Raw genomic sequence first — 19,895 nt, 5'->3', positions numbered from 1 at the left:
ATTAACATTTGTTAACCTTGCAAACTGTTAAAGAAACGTTAATCCCTATGAGAAAACTGTTTGGCGGATTTTATTTATTGTATTCGGCAATCGTGTTTTTCCTGCTTATGCTTATCGTTTGCCCTTTCATCATCGTTAGCATGGCCATATTTAATGAAAAAACGGGCAGAAAAATTTCGTTTTGTTTTTTAAAATGCTGGGCCTGGGGTTTTAGCTTGCTAACCTGCCTTTGGTTTTCGGCAGGAGGAGCAAAGATCGATACCACCAGATCGTATATTTATGTGGGTAACCACAATTCTTTTTTAGATGCCGTGGCCATTGTAATCTGCATCCCACAGGCTTTTAGTCCGCTGGGAAAAATCGAAATGCTTAAAATACCCGTATTTGGGTGGATTTATAAACGTTTGGTAGTAATGATCGACAGAAGCAGCAGGGAAAGCCGCGACCATTCTGTTGCCGAACTCAGAAAAGATCTGGCCGATGGACAATCGATCCTGATTTTTCCGGAAGGAACGATGAATAAATCGGAACTGCCCTTAAATCCTTTTTACGATGGGGCTTTCCGCCTGGCCATAGAAACACAAACGCCAGTTTTACCTTTTGCCATATTAAACAGCAGGGCGCATTTACCGAGAACAGATCCGCTTTTGCTAAACCCGGGACTGATTAGAACCGTATTCGGCGAAGCCATTGAGGTAAAAGGTTTGGTAGCAGAAGATTTGGAAGAATTAAAGCAAAAAACATTTAAGGCTGTTTTAGGGATGCTGGAATAATTGTCAAGTAGACAATAATTATAAGTTTCAAGAAATAATTTTTGAAATATTATTGTTACATTCGAGCCTAACTATTAATTAAAACATGCTGAAAGGAACAATTCAAAGTGGCTTAAATGCCGCTAAAAGACTTAATTCGTCCAAAAAAAAGGCACTGATTGCCACAACTTTACTCTTATCAATTTTTACATCTTGTAAAAAAGACGAATTAGAAACACTCACAAAAGAGGACGCTTTAAAAATTCCTCAGAAATTAGCGGTTATTACCACTAATACCAATTCTAGTTTAAACAAACCAATTACACTTGGTTATTATCCGAGCTGGAATGAAGGATGGTTAAATGACGATGGAATTAGTCCATTCACCTCCCTGCCATCAAGTGTAACCCATATATTTTTTGCATTCGCCAAACCAAATCTAACTTACATTAAAGGCTCTTATAATATTGCCACCTCAAATACTGGCTTAGAATGCTACTCAACACCTGATCCTAAAGATGGTGGTTTAATGCTTAAACGTGCAGTGGCCATCCTTAAACAAAAAGGTATAAGCGTAATATTATCGATAGGTGGCGAAACTTATTGGAATACAGAAGAAAATTTTAATGATGTCAATTACCAGCAAATTAAAGATTTGGTTGACGATATTGGTTTTGCAGGAATAGACTGGGATTTTGAGCCTAATGCTAGCTTTAGTGATGCTGGTAATGCCTTAAATGTTAGCCGTCTAACTAAATACATTACAGAATCCAGAAAATTGATGCCTAAAACTTCTGGTTATTTGATTACCACTGCTCCTTCCGGCGTGGGAGCTTTAGGCGGATTAAACAATGATGACCCTAGCTCACCATTTGCATATAATAAACGAAACGCCTTAACAAACGAAACTGATGCATTTTTATATAATTTTATTGATCCAACCAAAAGCATTGGCTTGTTTGGCTTTTCTTCTACAGGAGCGATGATACCAGTAATAAAAGCTGTTGGAGATCAACTAGATATCATTGCCTACCAGGCTTACAATACAGGGGCAGCACCTAACCGGAAATTGATGTATGATTCTTATGCTTATTACGCCAATCAATATGGCTTTAAACTAGCGCATGGAACACATGTACCTAGCGAACCTTGGGGACCATATTTTGAACATACGCCAGATGTTGTTGCAGATTTAGCAAAATATATTCACGACGGGGGTTCACAAAATAGAGCAGGAAAGAATGATGGGATTATGATTTGGAATTTAGCTTTATTATCAAACAAAAACACAAACTATACTGGGGTTACTTATCTAAATGTGGCCAATAAAATTTTAAACGGTCAAACTAAAGAAGCTGCACTAGCAAACGCCTTTGATTATAAAAATGAAACGACTAACCCTACCATTCCACCAGTTACACCACCTACCAATCCACCAACAAACCCGCCTGTTACAGGTACAGGAGGCTGTGGGATAGCAGCTTATGATGCAACAAGATCATACCCAATTGCAGGAACAAAAGTTTACTTTAAAGGTAAAATTTACAAAAACAAATGGTACGTAAACACTAACCAGGTGCCAGAAAGTGAAGAATGGGGGCCATGGGAATTTGTAGAAAATTGCGACCTGAACACTACTCCACCTACAACCACACCACCTACAACTCCACCAGTAGTACCGCCAGGAACATCGGGCAATGGCTGTGGAGTTGCAGTTTATGATACTACCAAAGCTTATCCGAATCCTGGAACAGAAGTATTTTATAAAGGAAAAATTTACAAAAACAAGTGGTATGCTAACGCTAATCAGGTACCAGAGGGAGAACAATGGGGACCTTGGGAATTTGTTAGAGTGTGTAGCTAAGTCTCAAGGTCATTACTTAAGCCATTGGCACAGGTAAAATAATTTATCCACTACTTGTACCGATTTTCGGTAGATAAAAAAGATGCACTGATATGAAAATCCGTATTTATCAGTGTGCATATGTGGTTAAAAGTCTTAATTTAATGACATTGAGTTAAGTCTGAAAGCATATTGAATAATCCGAGATAGGGAAACCATCTCGGATTATTTTTTTAGCGGGTTCTTATTTTTATTTGATAAAAAAACACTAAACCATCATTCAATAACTCCTCATTAATTTTTCTTACCTTTGCGCATGATAAAATCCATGACAGGATACGGCTTAGCAACAGCCGATTATGCAAATGCAAAGTATAGTGTCGAAATCAAATCGCTCAACAGTAAATTCCTGGAGCTGAATTTAAAATATCCTAAAGCTTTTTCTGATAAAGAACTGATCTTGCGCAACATCTGCAGCAAAGACATTGAACGCGGAAAGGTAAGTTTAAGCATCAATGTAGAACGTACCAACGGTGAAGTTACAGGTGCAACCATTAATACGGCCTTATTAAGCCACTATTACAAGCAACTTATTGCCGTTAATAACGAATTAGGCGCTGAGAGCAGCAACTTATTGCAAACGGCATTAACTTTTCCTGATGTAATCAGTTATAAGGAAGAAAGTGTGAGTGAGGATGAGTGGAATCATTTATTCCAGATTTTTACCTCGGCTTTGGCTAATTTTAATAAATTCAGGGAAGACGAAGGTGCAGTTTTAAAGGCTGATTTGGAGCTGAGGATAAAAAACATTCTTTCCTACTTTAAATCTGTTGAGGAACTGGAACCTAAAAGGATTTCGGCTATCCGCGATAAATTTACCCAGTTTTTGGATGATGCCGTGGGTAAAGTAAACATCGATCAGAACCGTTTTGAACAGGAATTGATCTATTATATTGATAAAATAGACATCACTGAAGAAAAAACACGTTTAAAAAGCCATTGTGATTATTTTTTGCAAACCTTGGCCAGCAAAGAGGCAAATGGTAAAAAAATGGGTTTCATTTCTCAGGAAATCGGACGGGAAATTAATACCATGGGTGCCAAAGCAAATGATGCCCAGATGCAACAGTTTGTTGTGGGTATGAAAGAAGAATTAGAAAAAATAAAAGAACAGTTATTGAACGTGTTGTAAGGTTGAAATGTTGTAAAGTTGCAATGTTACATGCAACCGTCCAACCTTTAACTTTTCAACCTTCCAACATTTTTAAAGCATGCAAGGCAAATTAATCATATTTTCGGCACCATCAGGAGCAGGTAAAACCACTATAGTACACCATTTATTAACAAAATTTCCTGAGCTGAGCTTTTCTATTTCTGCGACAACCCGCGAATTGAGAGGCGCTGAGACACATGAAAACGATTACTATTTTATTAGTAAAGAAGAGTTTTTACACAAAGTTGCCCGTCAGGAATTTGTGGAGTTTGAAGAAGTGTACAACGGAACTTTTTATGGCACTTTACGTTCAGAAATCGAACGAATCTGGAACGATGGCAAACATGTAATTTTCGATATTGATGTAGAAGGCGGTATCCGCTTGAAAAGAAAATACGAAGATGATGCACTGGCTATTTTCGTTCAGCCACCTTCTTTGGAGGTATTGAAAGAACGCTTAAGCGGTCGTGGAACGGATAGTCCTGAAAAATTACAGGAACGTTTTATCAAAGCAGAAAAAGAATTGCTTTACGCAGATAAGTTTGATGTGATTTTAAAAAATTATGACCTGGCTACGGCCTGTGCAGAGGCGGAGCAGTTGGTAGGGGATTTCTTAAGGAAATAGTTTTCGAAAAAAGACAGAAATGTTTATATTTGATTGATGACTGATATTCAATTATATAGCCAAATATCTTCATTGCCTTCAGACCTGGAGAAGCAAGTGTCTGATTTTGTCTCATCCTTAAAGAAAAAGCCGAAAGCCGGTAAAAAACTAAAAGAAAGACAATTTGGTTATGCTAAAGATTTCTTTAAAATGTCTCACGATTTTGATGAACCATTAGAATTCATTTAATTAAATAAATCCGTCATTGCGAACCGACGCGGCGGGAAAAGAGCAAAAGGGTGAAGCAATCTTTTTTGACGGATTAGATTGCTTCGGCTCCCTCGGTCCGGCCTCGCAATGACGACTAATAGATACTGAAAACGACAACATGAAAACCGGTCTTTTCTTCGGTTCGTATAACCCAATCCATACCGGGCATTTAATTATTGCCAATTATATGGCCAACCATACGGCACTTGATGAAGTATGGCTGGTAGTTTCTCCACATAATCCATTAAAAGATAAAAGTGGCTTAACCAACATGTATGATCGGTTGGAAATGGCAAAACTGGCTACCGAAAACGCAGAACATATCCGGGTGAGCGACATTGAATTTGCATTGCCGCAACCCTCTTATACCATCGATACGCTTACCTATCTCCACGAAAAATATCCTGAAAAAGAATTTGTGCTCATAATGGGTGCTGATAATCTGGTGTCCTTCAAAAAATGGAAAAACTACGAGGTACTGTTAAAAAACTACCAGATTTATGTGTATCCACGCCCGGGTGCAGATGTGAGCGAGTGGGAAAACCATCCTGCAATTACTTTTACCCATACCCCGTTAATGGAAATCTCTTCAACCTTTATCCGTAAGGCTGTTAAAGAGAAGAAAAATGTACAGTTTTTTCTGCCTGATAAAGTTGTCGATTTTATCGAAGGTAAGGGCATGTACAGGTAAAGATTCACAACATATTGTATTAAATCAATTACTTGGATTGGTTTTTGTTTTATTAAGCCTTAGATGATTAATTTAGCAGCTGATACAACAAAACACGTGAGAAAAAATTTACTTATCCTTATTGCCCTCTGTGGCACTGCATTTTCTGTAAGTGCACAACAAAAAACCTATTTAGAATTACTGGCCAATCAACCGAAATGGGTAGATTCGGTTTTTAACAGACTTAACCGTAGAGAACGAATTGCACAGTTATTTTTCGTTCGGGCACACACCAACCTCGGTAAAAAATATACCGATTCAGTTGGTCAGGTGATAAAAAAAGAGCAACTGGGCGGGGTAATCTTTTTTCAGGGAGGACCGGGCCGGCAGGTTTTAGCCACTAACGCCTATCAGAAATTAAGTCGTGTGCCACTTATCGTAGCAAACGACGGAGAATGGGGCTTGGGTATGCGTTTGGATAGTACCATTTCTTATCCATATCAAATGACGTTGGGTGCCATCCAGAACAAAGAGCTATTGTACAAAATGGGCCTGGAAGTGGCCAAAGATTATAAGCGCATGGGCATGCAGATGAATTTAGCCCCCGATGCAGATATCAATAACAACCCTAAAAATCCCGTAATCAATTACCGGTCTTTCGGTGAAAACAAATACAATGTTGCTACCAAAGTTGCCGCTTACATGAAAGGCATGCAGGATGGCGGTTTGTTAACTACGCTTAAACATTTTCCTGGTCATGGCGATACTGATGTAGACTCGCATTACGATTTACCCCAGCTTACTTTCTCAGCTACACGTTTGGATACGTTAGAGATGTATCCTTTTAAAGAGCTGATTAAACAAGGTGCCGCCGGGGTAATGATTGCCCACATGAATATCCCTTCATTAGATGCAACACCAAATCTGCCTTCTACCTTATCAAAACCTATCGTTACGGGCATTTTAAAGCAGAAATTAGGCTTTAAAGGTTTAATTATTTCTGACGCGATGGATATGAAAGGCGTAGTAAAATACTTCAAAGATGGCGAAGCCGATTTAATGGGCATCATCGCTGGTAACGACATTATAGAACTTTCGGAAAATAGCGACAGGGCGATTAAACTGGTACGTAAAGCGGTAAGGCAGGATCGAGTAAGTATGGCCGAAATTGATCAAAGTGTGCGTAAAATATTAACTGCTAAATATTGGGCTGGCTTAGCTAAACGCGACACGGTTGTAACCCAGGGTGTTGTTGCAGGTGTAAACCGCAATTCGAGTAACGCTTTGGTACAGGAGCTCGCCAACGCATCGGTAACGTTGTTAAAAGGTAAGGATTATATTAAACGTTTAATCCCGATCAGGAGAACGGCTATTATCAGCATTGGTGTTCCTTCGGTTACCACTTTCCAGAAAGAGGTTTCGAAAGGATATTACAACTCTGTTTATTATGTGCTGGATAAAGATGCAAGCGCTGCACAGATTTCGAACATTGCCCGCGAAATTGGTGCCTTTGATCAGGTGATTGTGGGTATTCACGATAGCAGATCACGTCCTGCAAATGGCATTCTTTTAAATGCGGGCGTAAAAAACTTTATTAAAGAGCTATCAGCTAAAAATGCGGTTTTTGCTTTATTCGCAAACCCTTATAATCTCGCTGGTTTATCCGGGTTAGAAAACAGTAAAGGTTTGGTTGTGGCTTATCAGAAAGAAGATTTTATGCAGATTTCTGCAGCTGCCGTGATTAACAACAGGTTGGTGCCAACTGGTAAATTACCGGTAAGTGTAGCCCCTTTTTATAAATTTGGGGAGGGGCTATAGTCCCTCCCAACCCTCCCCTAAAAGGGAGGGCTTAACGTTTTTTCATTCTGAGCGCAACTTGTACCGATTTTTATCGGTAGCAAATAATCTTTTGAAAAATAGCTACGCTAGCCACGGAGACTCAGATTTACACGGAATACACCTTTCTTTGGTCTTTCTCCTTTAGTCTTTCAGCTTTTTCCCAAAACAATTCTGCCTTCAAAACGATTATCTAATTATAAAATCTCAAAGTTATGATAGATCCAGAAGACGACAATTATTCAAATGATCCGAACGATGCTTTACGCAGAGAAGACGATGTAGAAAATATCAATGAAATTAGTGGCGATGACACCAGCATTGAACATGATAAAGATCTGCTGGAGCAAGCCGATGAAGCTTCAAGGGCCTCTTACGAGTTAAACCTTGACGACGATAGCGACGAAGACGAACTAGACGATTAACAAAAAAGCCGTTCCGATGTAAAATCAGAACGGCTTTTTTATTTTTTTAAGACTATCTGGTTTTCACCTTAAACTCTAGACCTTCTACCTTATTTAGCTTTCGCTTTATAAGTTTCAGGATTTACCGCTGTGGTAGTCCAGCCTTTTAAAAATGAAGTTATTTTTTTAACATCATGTCCAACTTTCTTTTTACCATTGGCTGCAATTTCATCTGTTTCCAGATAAGAAGAGTTTTCGATATGCAGTACTTTTCCTTTGCCGTCTAAAATTAAAAATACCGGGAAACCGAAACGTTGAGGATATCCTAAGCTGGCCAAAACGCTTTCGTTTTTATTTTCGGGACTGTAATTAACTAAAACGGTTTCAAAATTATCGTTAATGTATTTTTTCAATGTCGCAGTGCTGTCGACCAGATTATGAAACGCAATGCACCAGGTACACCAATTTCCACCAACCTGCAATAAAACATGCTTATTTTCTTTAGCAGCTTTGGCAACCGCAGCGGCAATTTCCGCCTTAGCATCAGCTTGTGGGTTATAGATATGAACACCTTCTTTTTTCGCCTGACTAAAAGCCGCAGTCGATATTAATACTGCCGTGAACAGAATGATTAATCTTTTCATGATTTTTTAGAATAATAATAAACAAATGTAATAAAGTCTAGTAATGTTATAGATGATTAGCAAATTCTTTACAGAGCGGAAACATTGGTCATTGGTCATTGGTCATTGGTCATTGGTCATTGGTCATTGGTCATTGGTCATTGGTCATTAATGGATTTGCACCTGGGAGTAAGGTTTAATTGATCGCAGTTTATTTTTCCATCATCCATCTTACATCCCACATCATCCATCATATATCTACATCATCCACCAAAACATTATCTTTGTTAATCAATGGATTTTCTAGATATACATACCCATAAAGTTGCCACCCAACCTGGGGTAATCAGCATTCAAAGCCTGTCGTTAACCAGCGATATCTTTTTGGCGATGCCTAAAACAAAGCCGATTTCTGTGGGACTGCATCCATGGTTTGCCAAAATCGATCACTTGGAACTGCAGATGAAGTATTTAAGCGTAGTGGCCAATCAAACCAATGTAAAACAGATCGGCGAGTGTGGTTTAGATCGCTTAAGGGGCGAAAATTTAGAAAATCAACTCATTATTTTAGAAAAACAGATCGAATTGGCAGAAAAAATCAATAAACCACTGATTTTACATTGTGTAAAATACTTTTCGGAGTTAATAGCGATAAAAGATCGGTTAAAAGTTAAAGTACCAATGATTATCCATGGTTTCAACAAAAATGAGGCGCTTGGTCAACAGCTCTTGGATAAAGGTTTTCTTCTTTCATTTGGAACAACTGTTTTAAAGGAAAATTCGGGTGCAGCAAAGTTAATTCAAAGTACGGATCGCTTTTTCCTGGAAACGGACGATGCAGATGTTTCCATACAGGATATTTATAAAGCAGCAGCCATTTTAAAAAAATGTACGGTAGATGAACTCAAAGCTCGTATTTTTGCCGACTGGAACAACTTAAAAAGTTAACCACCGAGACAGAACCATGGGAAAAATATTTCCGTGTTAATTCGTGTCTCCGTGGCCAAAATATAGTAAAAAACTAACCACAGATTAGCGCAGATACACACAGATAAATAAACATCTGTGTTCATCCTTTTATCCGTGGTAAATAAAAATAGATATGTCTGACGTTAGCTGGCTTTCGCGATCTGCCCTTCTTGTAGGAAATGATGGAATAGATAAACTCCAATCGAAACATGTTTTAGTAATCGGTTTGGGCGGTGTGGGCTCTTTTGCTGCCGAATTTATCTGCCGCTCTGGTATTGGCGAAATGACCATTGTTGATGGCGACGTGGTTGATCCGACCAACCGGAACAGGCAATTGCCTGCTTTGGCTACCAACCACGGCGTAAGCAAGGCTGCTATTATGCAGGATCGTTTATTAGCCATTAACCCAGAATTAAAGCTCCACGTGGTGAATACTTTTCTTACGCCCGAAAAATGCAGGGAAATTTTGGAATCAAAATTTGACTACATTATGGATTGTATTGATAGCGTAATGCCAAAAATCACATTACTATCTACCGCCCTGGAAAAAAATATCCCGATTGTAAGTTCGATGGGTGCGGGTGGTAAAATGGACCCAACACGATTACGGATTACACTTCTTCCTGACACTTACCAGTGCGTTTTTGCCAGCTATGTGCGCAAAAGGCTGAATAAACTCCCCAATGCAGCAAAAATAAAAGCCGTTTTTTCTACTGAAGAAATGGACAAAAATTCGATGATCATGACCGATGGAAGCAATTTCAAGCGTTCTGCTTATGGTACAGTTTCTTACTTGCCAGCAGCATTTGGTGGTGCATGTGCATCAGTGGTGATTCGTGATCTGCTAGGCCTTCCCATCGAAATGGCCGAACGCCCTGCGAGAATAAGCCATAAAACACTCAATAAAAAGAAGATGAAAAAACCGTAAACCGGATGGAATGTTGATATCATGATTTCGGGAAGATTTTAAATTGTTGTAAGTTTAAATTTCCGAGAAATATCACACTATGCCCCAACCCCTCAAAATTCTTCAGGCCTCTGCAGGTTCCGGTAAAACGTTCAGTCTTACTGCGCATTACCTCACATTGCTTTTTAGTGGCGACAATAAATACCGCGAAATTTTAGCGGTAACCTTTACCAATAAGGCCACAGAAGAAATGAAAACAAGGATTTTGGAGGTGCTGTTAGGCCTGGCAAAAGGCAATCCATCAAAAAAAATCGATGACTATCGGAAACTCATTTTACAAGCCTATCCGACATTAAGCGCGCAGGAATTACAACTTAAAGCGGATAAGATTTACCGGAAGATTTTGCACGATTACAGTCGCTTTTCTGTAAGTACCATTGATGGTTTTGTGCAGAAAGTAATCCGCGGTTTTGCTTTCGAGCTTGGACTTAATGCCGATTATAATTTAGAAATGAATTATGATAAGGTGAAAGATGATCTTGTAAACAAACTAGACGAAGCTTTAGACCATAATAAACAGCTTTTGCAATGGATAATCGACCTGGCCATCGAACGCATCAGCGATAATAAAAGCTGGAATTATAAGTTCGAGCTATATAACCTGATCGGTGAAATTTTCTCTGAGCGTTTCCAGATTTTTGAAGATGCAGTAAGTGCTTTAGGTTTAGAAAATATCGACGAATTATTCAAAAAATACATTAGTGTTACCAAGGCAGAAATCAAAAATTTTGAAGAGGAACTGATTTCCCTGGCAACTGAAGCCAATGAAGCGCTTAATGTAATCGGCGTAGAAACCGAACACCTAAAGGGAAAATCACGTAGTCCGTTGGCTAAAATTATTTTAGTCGCCAGAGGTGATTTTTCTAAAATCGAACCGCTTTTCAATTTAATCGACGAACCGGATGAGTGGTTTCAAAAAAATGCGAATTTCCCTGAGGCTTACGAAACAGTTAACCCAATTCTTCAAAAGTTAAAAACACATTATTTAACCCATCTTCCAAATTACAGTTTGGCTATCGCCTTTAATAAAAACCTTTATTATTTAAGGTTAATGCAGGAAATCGCAGTTCTTTTAAAAGAATACAGGGCCGAAAACGATAACCTGCTCATCAGCGATGCACAAAAACTGATTTCAGGAATTACTGAAGATGCCGGCGATAACCCTTCATTTATCTGGGAAAAAGTTGGCAACCGTTACCGCAATTTCCTGTTTGATGAATTTCAGGATACCTCCACCAGTCAGTGGGGAAGTTTCAAATCGCTATTGACAAACGCCATGGCTACGCCAAGCGAAGAACTGATCGATCATTTAATAGTAGGCGACACCAAACAATCCATTTACCGCTGGCGCAATGGCGACTGGAACATTTTGCATAAACATGCTAAGCTTGATGTTGGTGCAGAAAATGTTTTAGAAGAAAGTTTGGAAGAAAACTACCGGAGTGCCGAAAACATCATCACTTTTAATAATTTTCTTTACAAAGCGATTCCACTTACGCTGCAGAACGAGCTAAATGAAAACCTGGCTACCAAGCCCGAAAGTATCTCAAAATGGTGGCAGGAACAGCATTATCAACAGATTATAACCGATATTTATGGTGGATCGACTCAAAACTTCGCAACTAATACGCTAAAGGGTGGAACCATAAAGATCAAAAAGTTTGGTAAAGATCATGCCCCCAACGAAGCTCGTTTTACCGAAACCGTTTTTAGGGATATTGCCCTGGATGATATTGTTGCAGAAATAAATCACCTCAAAAATGAGCAGCAATATGCGCTAAAAGATATTGCCATTTTAGTAAGATCGAACAGTGAAGCATTATTAACTGTTAAAAAATTAATGGAGCATAAATTACCTGTTTTATCAGGCGATGCTTTATTGATTTCGAACAACTCGGCTATACAACTCATCATCAACACCTTAAAGATACTGATCGGTTTAGAAACCCAAACTGCCCTTTACAAAGCCAATTGTATTGCACTTTATCACTCTTTGCACGAAAAGGAAATTGATGCCAATTATTACCTTAACCTCACGAATAAACCTTTAAGCACGCTTACCGCGGTCTTACCCGTTGCTTTGTGCGAAAACTGGCAAAGCTGGCTGCAGCTTCCCCTACCGGAATTAGTGGAGATTTTAATTGAAAGCTATGGACTAAAAAATCTGACAGCCAACTTACCCTACCTGTTGGCCTTTAGGGATCTCACGGCTTCTGCCGGAAAACTGGGGGAAAAAGGCATTATTTCCTTTCTAACCTGGTGGGAAGAAGATGGCGTTAAAAAATCATTACCCTCGCCGGAAGGTGCCGATGCCATACAGATTATTACTATCCATAAATCAAAAGGTTTGGCCTTCAGGGCTGTTTTTGTCCCTTTTTGTAATTGGGAAATCAAAGGCAAACCCAATGGCACTTTCTGGGTATCTTCAGAAGAAACGGTTTATAAGGAGCTTAAAGGGATTCCATTAAAATATAATGAGGCCCTGGCCGATTCTGCAATTGCAAAAGCTTATTACGAAGAGCTGCTCTACAACAATATGGATGCCCTTAATATGCTTTATGTGGCCACAACACGTGCTAAAGATTACCTGTACATCGCTACAATGGCTAAAAAAGAATTGAAATTATCCAACATGGGCGATGTAATCAATTTCACTTTTGATGAGCAGTTTGATGAAAATGGTGTGTATGAAATTGTTGAAAATATAATTATTGAAAGTAAAACAGAAGAATCTGGTTTCATTAACCTAAATAGTTACCCAACTACAACCCGTTTGTCAGAACTCTATGTTCCTTCAGCAGAAAAACATTTAAAACACCTGGTTAACATTGAAAAATCAGGCAGAAAAGGCTCTTTATTACACGATATCCTGGCCAGCGCCACTAATACAAAAGAAGTAGAAGATTATACGATAAACCTGGTGTTGCAGGGCATTATCAAAGAAGAAGAAAAACAACAATTAATCAATTCTACACTTGAAGTGTTGAACAACCCGGAGCTTAAAGAAATTTTAGAAGAGGCAAGCGAAAGCATAGTAGAGAAAAACATCATCGATGCCAATGGAAAACTGCACCGCCCCGATCGGGTGTTGATCAATGCCGATGAAGTAATTATCCTCGATTATAAATTTACGTTAGAAGAAAGCGACAAACACATCGAACAGGTAAATAATTACAGGATTTTACTCACTGAAATGGGTTATCAGAACATTAAAACCTATCTTTTCTACGCAGTTAAAGGCAAACTGAAATTAGTATAATATGCAAGTGAAACCATTTTTACAGGAAGTTGCCGAAGATTTAGTTGCCCGGTTTGGAAATCAGCTGGAGAACTGTGCCATTGTTTTTAACAACAAACGTCCATCCGCTTATTTGCAAAAACATTTTGCCGATATTATTGGCAAACCATTTTTCAGCCCATCATTTTTTACCATACAGGAATTTTTTGCCAGTTGTACCAGTTATAAAATAGCCGATTTTTACTTACAGTTTTTCACCCTTCACAGGATTTACAACCAGTTACTTGCAGAAGAAAAGCTCGAAAATATATCCAGCCACAAGTTTTTCCCTTTGGCCAAGATCATTTTGAGCGATTTTAATCAGATTGATGCTGACCTGGTTGATGCAGAAAAATTATATCGTGACCTCGAAGATATTTCTGTAATTAATAAAGATTTTGATTATTTAAGTGCCGAGCAATACGAATTTCTTGCGCAATTCTGGACATCCTACTCTGAAGGAAAGCATAAAAAACAGCAGGAACTTTTCATTAAAATGTGGCGTAGAATGCCCAAGCTTTACCATAAGTACCATGCTACGCTTAAAGAGCAAGGCTATTTAACCAATGGTTCTGTTTATCGCTATCTGGCTGATGACATTACCAACCATCAGGAATTTATCTCCAATTTTGATAAGGGCAAAATCATTTTTGTTGGTTTTAATGCTTTGAGCAGTGCTGAAGCTAAAATATTTACCCAGCTCCAGGAAGCCGGCAAAGCATTGTTTTATTTCGATGCCGATACCTATTATTTAGACGATGTTTCGCAGGAAGCAGGTTTATTTTTACGTAAAAACATTAACCAGCTTGGTTTGATAAATGAATTTGCCAATCAGGCAAGTTTAATGAAATCTGCCCCTCACCATGTAAACGTTTATAAGGTTCAGGGACAATCTGCGCAGGCTAAAATCCTGAATAATATTTTAGCAGAAGATTACACCTCAGCAGAAACCGTCGGTAAAACAGTAGTGGTTTTGGCCGATGAAAGTTTGTTGATCCCTACTTTGCAAACCATCCCAACTACGCTAAATGGAAAAGAAATCGACCTGAACGTAACGATGGGTTTTGCCCTTTCCACCTCAAGTATTTTTGGTTTGGTTGATTTATGGTTAACCAGTCAGCTGGAGATTTTACAGCGCGATAAAGTAAGTTATAAAAATGTAGAGGCTTTTTTAACTCATCCGTTAACAGGCCTTACCCAGAAAATGCGCGATAAAATTTTAACTGCATTACTGGAAGAAAATCAGGTAGAGATTGATCATAAACGTTTAATACGTCAAAGTGGATTGTTTGAAACTTTCTATAAAAAAATCGACGATCCGCAGCATGTGGTAACCAATTTACTAGATGTGCTTGATTATGTGTTAACACGATTATCGAATGCAAAAACGCTCAAAAAAATCGATGCAGAGCTTTTTGTAAAAACCATACAGGAATTAAACAGGCTGCACGATACTTTTAGCAATCACATTGGGAAAGAGGAAATTCCTTTTGTGATCTATCTCGTTCAAAAATCGCTTCAGGCCATTGCAGTACCACTTTCAGGCGATCCGCTCAACGGCATACAGGTAATGGGATTACTCGAAACCCGGAACCTTAATTTCGATAAAGTGGTGATTTTAGGTTTCAACGAAGGCATTATTCCGAAATCATCTATTGGCAATAGTTTTATTCCAGATTCCATCCGCCGTGTTTATGGATTACCTGTATTAGAAAACCTGGATGCTATTTCATCTTACATGGTGTACCGTCTATTACAGCGGGCAAACAATATCAATTTTGTCTATAATAGCTTAACAGATGAATCTACTTCTGGCGAAGCCAGCAGAATTTTAAAACAGCTTGAGTACGAAAGCGGTTTCAATTTCAACTATAACGAACTTAATCTCGAAGTAAAAACTGAAGCTTTTAAAGAAGTCAAAATCGAAAAAACCAATAATGCCTTTATTCAGGAAACACTTCAAAAATACCTTGATAAAAAGAAGATACTTTCGCCATCAGCATTAACTCAATATATCTCCAACCCGATCGATTTCTTTTTCAATTACATTGCAGGCATTAAAGAACCTAAAGAAATCAGTGCAGTGGTAGAAGCCAATGAAATTGGTTCCATATTGCACAAAGTGATGGAGTATTTTTATGAGGATTTAAGGTCGGGTGAAATTACGGCAGAACGGATCAAAGAGAAGCGGAAACAGATTCCTGCTTTGATACAGAGAGGTTTTAATGCGGTGATGTTTAAAAATCCAGATACCGTGATGGAGTACAAAGGTATGCAAAAGGTAATTTTATCGATTGTAGATGCTTATGTAAACATTATTTTAAATCAGGACGAAGCCCAAACGCCATTCCATATCATCAGTCTCGAACAAAAGGTAGAGGCCGAAATCAGTTTCCCGCTCAGGGGAAAAGAAGCCAGCGTTAAAATATTTGGTTTTATCGACCGTGTTGATGTAAAAGATGGGGTGACCAAAATTATCGATTACAAAACCGGAAGTGACAAGTTAACCTTCAAGGATATACCTGAATTATTTAACTCAGACGGAAAACACATCAACAAAGCTTTAATCCAAACTTTATTATACACCTATGCTTACGAGCAATTCTCGGGTAAAACTTTTGTAGAGCCCAACCTGTACGTAGTAAAAACCATGAGCGTAGATGGCGTTTGGTTTAAATCGGGCCGACAAAATTTATCAGGGGCCTACTTAGAAGAAATTAAACCAGAATTTCTTTCCGAATTAAGAAAAAAACTAACCGAACTTTTCGAAGCCCCATATTTTGTAGCCAGCGCGGTTGAGGATAACTACAAATATTCTATTTATAAAACGCTGTTTGGGAAATAAGAAATAAATTCATAGCCGTTGGCTAAAGCCAACAGCTATGAATAGCGAGATGCTAAATAGGTTAAATAGGTATTTTCCATTTCTTGGCAGCCTGCTTCAGCTGGCTGCCTTAATAAATTCGATATAATGGCTTTAGCCAAAATAACCTTTAACACAAAGGGCTATTGGCTAAAGCCAACACCAAGCGAGATGTTAAATAAGCATTTCCATTTCTTTGCAGCTGCTTCAGCTGGCTGCCCTAATAAATCCAAGATAATGGATTTAGTAAAAATTTCTTATATTAGGTTAATCAATCTATTAAATATGTCGTATGTAAGAATTTGGGTTCACTTGGTGTTCTCAACTAAAAACCGACATCCCTATTTAACTAAAAACATCCGCTATAAAGTTCAAAAGCACATTATGGAAAATTGTAGAGAAAAAGCTATTTTTCTACAAGCTATTAATGGGTACACAGAACACATGCATTGTCTTATATCTCTAGGAAGAGAACAAACAATTTCTAAAATAGCTCAGCTCATAAAAGGTGAATCATCATTTTGGATCAATAAAAATATGCTAACAAAAATTCCCTTTATGTGGCAAGACGACTATTTTGCAGTATCAGTTAGCGAATCCGGCTTGCAAGCTGTTACCAATTACATCAAAAATCAGGAGATTCATCATGCAAAAAAATCATTTGATTTTGAGGTAAAAGAATTTGTAGATAAATATGGTTTTACATTGGAAAAAGAAGATATTTAAAAATGCTAACCTTAAATTTCACAAACTTCCCCGTACTCGAAACAGAACGTTTAATTCTCCGTGAACACGATCTTGCCGATGCTGATGCACTTTTCGCCATGCGCACCAACGAAATGGTGATGAAATACATCGACAGGGAAAGGCCAAAAGATATTTTCGAGATTAAAGATTTCATCTCCCGTTTCAGGAACGGTTACGAAAATGGCGATAATCTGGCCTGGGTAATTGCCTTAAAAGAAAACCCCAAACAAATGATTGGCTCTGTAGGTTACTGGCGCACTGACTTTGCCAACCACCGTGCAGAAATCGGTTATATGCTTCACCCTGATTATTGGCGACAGGGAATTATTTCCGAAGCACTAAAAAAATCAATTGATTTTGGTTTTAATGAGGTTAACCTGCACACCATAAGCGCAAACATTAATGTAGGAAATGATGCTTCGAGGCAAATGCTGATCAAACATGGCTTTAAAAAGGAAGCACATTTTAAACAGGATTATTATTTTAGAGGCCAGTTTTTGGATAGTGAGATTTATGGATTATTGAATCCAAATCATTAAATCAAGCTAAACATTTTTTATATTTGGGTATGTACCGTTTAGATAGAACTGCATTTAGTGCACAAGCAGCAAAAGAAGCTAGTAAAGCTGATCGGATTTATTATAAAAATCTGTCCTGGCAAGAACGTTTAAAGATTGCTAACTATTTAAATAGTGTTGCCTATAATTATCCTGAAAATGCTCCCCCCAGGATCGACAAATCAGTATTTTCTGTCAGAAGTAGAAAATAATGGGAAATATTTTCAACGAGGACTTCCGTGAATTTATTCACGCTTTAAATAATCAAAGCGTGAAATACATTCTAGTGGGAGGATATTCTGTAATCCTTCACGGATATTCACGAACAACTGGGGATATGGATATTTGGGTTGAGAGAACTGAAGATAATTATAAAAGGATATTTAATGCTTTTTTTCAATTTGGAATGCCTGTATTTGATATGACCAAAGAAAATTTCCTTCATCACCCAGATTGGGAGGTATTTAGCTTCGGACGGCCACCTATATCAATTGATTTGATGATTATTGTAAAAGGATTAAATTTTGATGAATGTTATTCAAACTCAATTTTTTTTGAAGAAGATGGGTTAAAGATCAGAACAATAAATTATAATGACCTTTTAGTTGCTAAAAAATCTGCTGCACGGGCAAAGGATATTAATGATTTAGAGAATCTATAAGAATGATTAAAACTACAATACTTATTCTTGTTTCAATAAACGGAAAGTTAAATAGATATTTACAGTGCATCAGATTTCTATTTTAAATAATAACGGTAATAATATTTGTTTTAACGAATATATTTCGAAAAAACACCCAGCTTTAGTACAAAAAGCTTAACAAAAACCCAATTACACAATAATATTTCTTCGTTAAACACATTACCAGAAATCACTCCTTAAAAAACGCCAAATAATTAAACAAAACACCTATAATTATTACAAAACATAGGCATTTTAGCCTTTGGTTTCAAAGCGATTAATAATTATATTTGCCACCGTTATTAAAATTTACAATGAGAGAAATCCAATTTAGAGAAGCACTACGCGAAGCCATGAGCGAAGAAATGCGTAAAGATGACCGCGTTTTTTTATTAGGTGAAGAAGTAGCAGAATATAACGGAGCGTACAAGGTAAGTCAGGGTATGCTTGACGAGTTTGGTGCGAAACGTATTATCGATACCCCGATTGCCGAATTAGGTTTCGCAGGTATTGCAACTGGTGCCGCAACAGCAGGCCTTATTCCAATTGTGGAATTTATGACCTTTAACTTCTCATTAGTAGCTATTGATCAGATTATCAATGGTGCTGCTAAAATTTTATCAATGAGTGGTGGTCAGTTCTCATGCCCTATGGTTTTCCGCGGTCCAACAGGTAACGCAGGCCAGTTAGGTGCACAACACTCTCAAAACTTCGAAAACTGGTTTGCAAACACGCCAGGTTTAAAGGTTGTTGTTCCTTCAACGCCTTACGATGCAAAAGGATTATTAAAACAAGCTATCATCGATCCGGATCCGGTTATTTTCATGGAATCTGAAGTAATGTATGGCGATAAAGGCGATGTTCCTGCAGAAGAATACTATATCGAATTTGGTAAAGCCAATGTAACCAAACAAGGTACTGATGTAACCATCGTAACTTTTGGTAAAATGTTAACACGCGTGGTTAACCCAGCCGTAGAAGAATTAACCAAAGAAGGAATCAACGTTGAGGTAATCGATTTACGTACTGTACGTCCTATCGATTATGATACCATTATCGCTTCAGTTAAGAAAACAAACCGTTTGGTTGTTGTAGAAGAAGCCTGGCCTTTGGCCTCTCTTTCTGGAGAGATTGCTTTTATGGTACAAAAACATGCATTTGATTATTTAGATGCTCCGGTTTTACGTATCACTTGTGCCGATGTTCCACTTCCATATTCACCAACTTTAATCGCAGCAAGCTTGCCAAATGCCGAGCGTGTTGTTAAAGCGGTAAAAGAAGTAATGTACGTTAAAAAATAAGTGTCAGTCTGAGCGTAGTCGAAGACCAAAAACATATAATCCTCCGGAGTAATTCGGGGGATTTTTTTATTCCTCTTTTCCGTGTCCTCTGTGTTTCCGTGGCAAATATTCGAAAATTTATGTTCAGTAATCCTTCGGTTTCGTCAGCCCCGCCATTCATTACAATCTTTTTGGATAATCTTGTTATGCTGAGGCACGAAGCATCTACCGCTTATGAAACAGATGCTTCGTGCCTCAGCATGACAGCATATTCATGGTTGCTGCAACCAAAAAGTATTTCCATTTCTGTCTGGTTTAGTTAACCCCTGTCTGTATAA

General features: G+C 38.1%; 18 protein-coding genes. 17 read left to right on the top strand and 1 reads right to left on the bottom strand.

The genetic code is table 11. The features are described from left to right. Window positions 1–47 precede the first annotated feature (47 nt). The 8 genes from ACTJKC_RS16705 (at window position 48) to ACTJKC_RS16670 (ending at window position 7,613) form a co-directional block, all read left to right on the top strand. Window positions 48–773, top strand: coding sequence for a lysophospholipid acyltransferase family protein (locus ACTJKC_RS16705; RefSeq protein WP_440793660.1), 726 nt, complete (start codon window positions 48–50; stop codon window positions 771–773). Between the two features lie 85 nt (window positions 774–858). After that, the gene (locus ACTJKC_RS16700) at window positions 859–2,616 is read left to right on the top strand and encodes a hypothetical protein (protein WP_440793658.1); all 1,758 of its coding nucleotides are present in this window, start codon (window positions 859–861) and stop codon (window positions 2,614–2,616) included. Between the two features lie 307 nt (window positions 2,617–2,923). Further along, on the top strand, window positions 2,924–3,787 hold the full coding sequence (locus tag ACTJKC_RS16695) for a YicC/YloC family endoribonuclease (RefSeq protein ID WP_344854041.1): 864 nt from the start codon (window positions 2,924–2,926) through the stop codon (window positions 3,785–3,787). Window positions 3,788–3,866: 79 nt separating this feature from the next. Continuing rightward, entirely contained in the window at window positions 3,867–4,433 is a 567-nt protein-coding gene (gene gmk / locus ACTJKC_RS16690; protein ID WP_344854031.1) for a guanylate kinase, read from the top strand. A gap of 36 nt (window positions 4,434–4,469) precedes the next feature. Then, window positions 4,470–4,661, top strand: coding sequence for a type II toxin-antitoxin system VapB family antitoxin (vapB, locus tag ACTJKC_RS16685; protein ID WP_440793656.1), 192 nt, complete (start codon window positions 4,470–4,472; stop codon window positions 4,659–4,661). Window positions 4,662–4,800: 139 nt separating this feature from the next. Continuing rightward, complete coding sequence (gene nadD / locus ACTJKC_RS16680) at window positions 4,801–5,373, top strand: nicotinate (nicotinamide) nucleotide adenylyltransferase (protein WP_440793654.1); 573 nt, start codon at window positions 4,801–4,803, stop codon at window positions 5,371–5,373. Window positions 5,374–5,469: 96 nt separating this feature from the next. After that, window positions 5,470–7,170 carry a glycoside hydrolase family 3 protein gene (locus tag ACTJKC_RS16675; protein WP_344854028.1) on the top strand — a complete coding sequence of 567 codons (1,701 nt, stop codon included), beginning with the start codon at window positions 5,470–5,472 and terminating at the stop codon, window positions 7,168–7,170. 233 nt (window positions 7,171–7,403) lie between these two features. Next, entirely contained in the window at window positions 7,404–7,613 is a 210-nt protein-coding gene (locus ACTJKC_RS16670; RefSeq protein WP_440793652.1) for a hypothetical protein, read from the top strand. An 89-nt stretch (window positions 7,614–7,702) separates the two neighbouring features. On the opposite strand, the gene ACTJKC_RS16665 is transcribed toward ACTJKC_RS16670, so the two are convergent. After that, window positions 7,703–8,236, bottom strand: coding sequence for a thioredoxin family protein (locus ACTJKC_RS16665; RefSeq protein ID WP_344854026.1), 534 nt, complete (start codon window positions 8,234–8,236; stop codon window positions 7,703–7,705). A 273-nt stretch (window positions 8,237–8,509) separates the two neighbouring features. On the opposite strand from ACTJKC_RS16665, the gene ACTJKC_RS16660 reads away from it, so the two are divergent. The 9 genes from ACTJKC_RS16660 to ACTJKC_RS16620 all read left to right on the top strand — a co-directional run bounded on the left by ACTJKC_RS16660 (window position 8,510) and on the right by ACTJKC_RS16620 (window position 19,578). Then, on the top strand, window positions 8,510–9,163 hold the full coding sequence (locus ACTJKC_RS16660) for a TatD family hydrolase (RefSeq protein WP_440793650.1): 654 nt from the start codon (window positions 8,510–8,512) through the stop codon (window positions 9,161–9,163). Window positions 9,164–9,317: 154 nt separating this feature from the next. After that, on the top strand, window positions 9,318–10,112 hold the full coding sequence (locus ACTJKC_RS16655; protein ID WP_440793648.1) for a tRNA threonylcarbamoyladenosine dehydratase: 795 nt from the start codon (window positions 9,318–9,320) through the stop codon (window positions 10,110–10,112). Between the two features lie 79 nt (window positions 10,113–10,191). Next, a complete protein-coding gene (locus ACTJKC_RS16650; RefSeq protein ID WP_440793646.1) occupies window positions 10,192–13,410 on the top strand; it encodes a UvrD-helicase domain-containing protein in 3,219 nt (1,072 codons plus the stop codon). A 1-nt stretch (window position 13,411) separates the two neighbouring features. Further along, the gene (locus tag ACTJKC_RS16645; protein ID WP_440793644.1) at window positions 13,412–16,273 is read left to right on the top strand and encodes a PD-(D/E)XK nuclease family protein; all 2,862 of its coding nucleotides are present in this window, start codon (window positions 13,412–13,414) and stop codon (window positions 16,271–16,273) included. A gap of 126 nt (window positions 16,274–16,399) precedes the next feature. Next, a complete protein-coding gene (tnpA, locus tag ACTJKC_RS16640; protein ID WP_440793642.1) occupies window positions 16,400–17,017 on the top strand; it encodes an IS200/IS605 family transposase in 618 nt (205 codons plus the stop codon). 2 nt (window positions 17,018–17,019) lie between these two features. Beyond that, window positions 17,020–17,577: a GNAT family N-acetyltransferase gene (locus ACTJKC_RS16635; protein WP_440793640.1), complete on the top strand. Its 558-nt coding sequence runs from the start codon at window positions 17,020–17,022 to the stop codon at window positions 17,575–17,577. Between the two features lie 29 nt (window positions 17,578–17,606). Next, the gene (locus tag ACTJKC_RS16630; RefSeq protein WP_440793638.1) at window positions 17,607–17,807 is read left to right on the top strand and encodes a hypothetical protein; all 201 of its coding nucleotides are present in this window, start codon (window positions 17,607–17,609) and stop codon (window positions 17,805–17,807) included. Beyond that, complete coding sequence (locus ACTJKC_RS16625) at window positions 17,807–18,256, top strand: nucleotidyltransferase (protein ID WP_440793636.1); 450 nt, start codon at window positions 17,807–17,809, stop codon at window positions 18,254–18,256. The genes ACTJKC_RS16630 and ACTJKC_RS16625 overlap by 1 nt, the downstream gene beginning before the upstream one ends. Before the next feature lie 335 nt (window positions 18,257–18,591). Further along, window positions 18,592–19,578, top strand: a complete 987-nt coding sequence (locus ACTJKC_RS16620) for a pyruvate dehydrogenase complex E1 component subunit beta (protein WP_344854019.1) — start codon at window positions 18,592–18,594, stop codon at window positions 19,576–19,578. The last annotated feature ends 317 nt before the right edge of the window (window positions 19,579–19,895 follow it).

Origin of the sequence: Pedobacter sp. 22226 (genome assembly GCF_052045455.1) — a bacterium.
GTDB lineage: Bacteria > Bacteroidota > Bacteroidia > Sphingobacteriales > Sphingobacteriaceae > Pedobacter > Pedobacter jeongneungensis.
The sequence above is the reverse complement of the archived record's forward strand: the minus strand, read 5'-3'. Positions and strand labels throughout refer to the sequence as shown.

Excerpts from the sequence above, each read along its gene's own strand:
- ACTJKC_RS16705 (WP_440793660.1), top strand. The coding sequence starts at position 48 with ATGAGAAAACTGTTTGGCGGATTTTATTTATTGTATTCGGCAATCGTG.
- ACTJKC_RS16700 (WP_440793658.1), top strand. The coding sequence starts at position 859 with ATGCTGAAAGGAACAATTCAAAGTGGCTTAAATGCCGCTAAAAGACTT.
- ACTJKC_RS16695 (WP_344854041.1), top strand. The coding sequence starts at position 2,924 with ATGACAGGATACGGCTTAGCAACAGCCGATTATGCAAATGCAAAGTAT.
- gmk (WP_344854031.1), top strand. The coding sequence starts at position 3,867 with ATGCAAGGCAAATTAATCATATTTTCGGCACCATCAGGAGCAGGTAAA.
- vapB (WP_440793656.1), top strand. The coding sequence starts at position 4,470 with ATGACTGATATTCAATTATATAGCCAAATATCTTCATTGCCTTCAGAC.
- nadD (WP_440793654.1), top strand. The coding sequence starts at position 4,801 with ATGAAAACCGGTCTTTTCTTCGGTTCGTATAACCCAATCCATACCGGG.
- ACTJKC_RS16670 (WP_440793652.1), top strand. The coding sequence starts at position 7,404 with ATGATAGATCCAGAAGACGACAATTATTCAAATGATCCGAACGATGCT.
- ACTJKC_RS16665 (WP_344854026.1), bottom strand. The coding sequence starts at position 8,236 with ATGAAAAGATTAATCATTCTGTTCACGGCAGTATTAATATCGACTGCG.
- ACTJKC_RS16660 (WP_440793650.1), top strand. The coding sequence starts at position 8,510 with ATGGATTTTCTAGATATACATACCCATAAAGTTGCCACCCAACCTGGG.
- ACTJKC_RS16655 (WP_440793648.1), top strand. The coding sequence starts at position 9,318 with ATGTCTGACGTTAGCTGGCTTTCGCGATCTGCCCTTCTTGTAGGAAAT.
- ACTJKC_RS16650 (WP_440793646.1), top strand. The coding sequence starts at position 10,192 with ATGCCCCAACCCCTCAAAATTCTTCAGGCCTCTGCAGGTTCCGGTAAA.
- ACTJKC_RS16645 (WP_440793644.1), top strand. The coding sequence starts at position 13,412 with ATGCAAGTGAAACCATTTTTACAGGAAGTTGCCGAAGATTTAGTTGCC.
- tnpA (WP_440793642.1), top strand. The coding sequence starts at position 16,400 with ATGGCTTTAGCCAAAATAACCTTTAACACAAAGGGCTATTGGCTAAAG.
- ACTJKC_RS16635 (WP_440793640.1), top strand. The coding sequence starts at position 17,020 with ATGCTAACCTTAAATTTCACAAACTTCCCCGTACTCGAAACAGAACGT.
- ACTJKC_RS16630 (WP_440793638.1), top strand. The coding sequence starts at position 17,607 with ATGTACCGTTTAGATAGAACTGCATTTAGTGCACAAGCAGCAAAAGAA.
- ACTJKC_RS16625 (WP_440793636.1), top strand. The coding sequence starts at position 17,807 with ATGGGAAATATTTTCAACGAGGACTTCCGTGAATTTATTCACGCTTTA.
- ACTJKC_RS16620 (WP_344854019.1), top strand. The coding sequence starts at position 18,592 with ATGAGAGAAATCCAATTTAGAGAAGCACTACGCGAAGCCATGAGCGAA.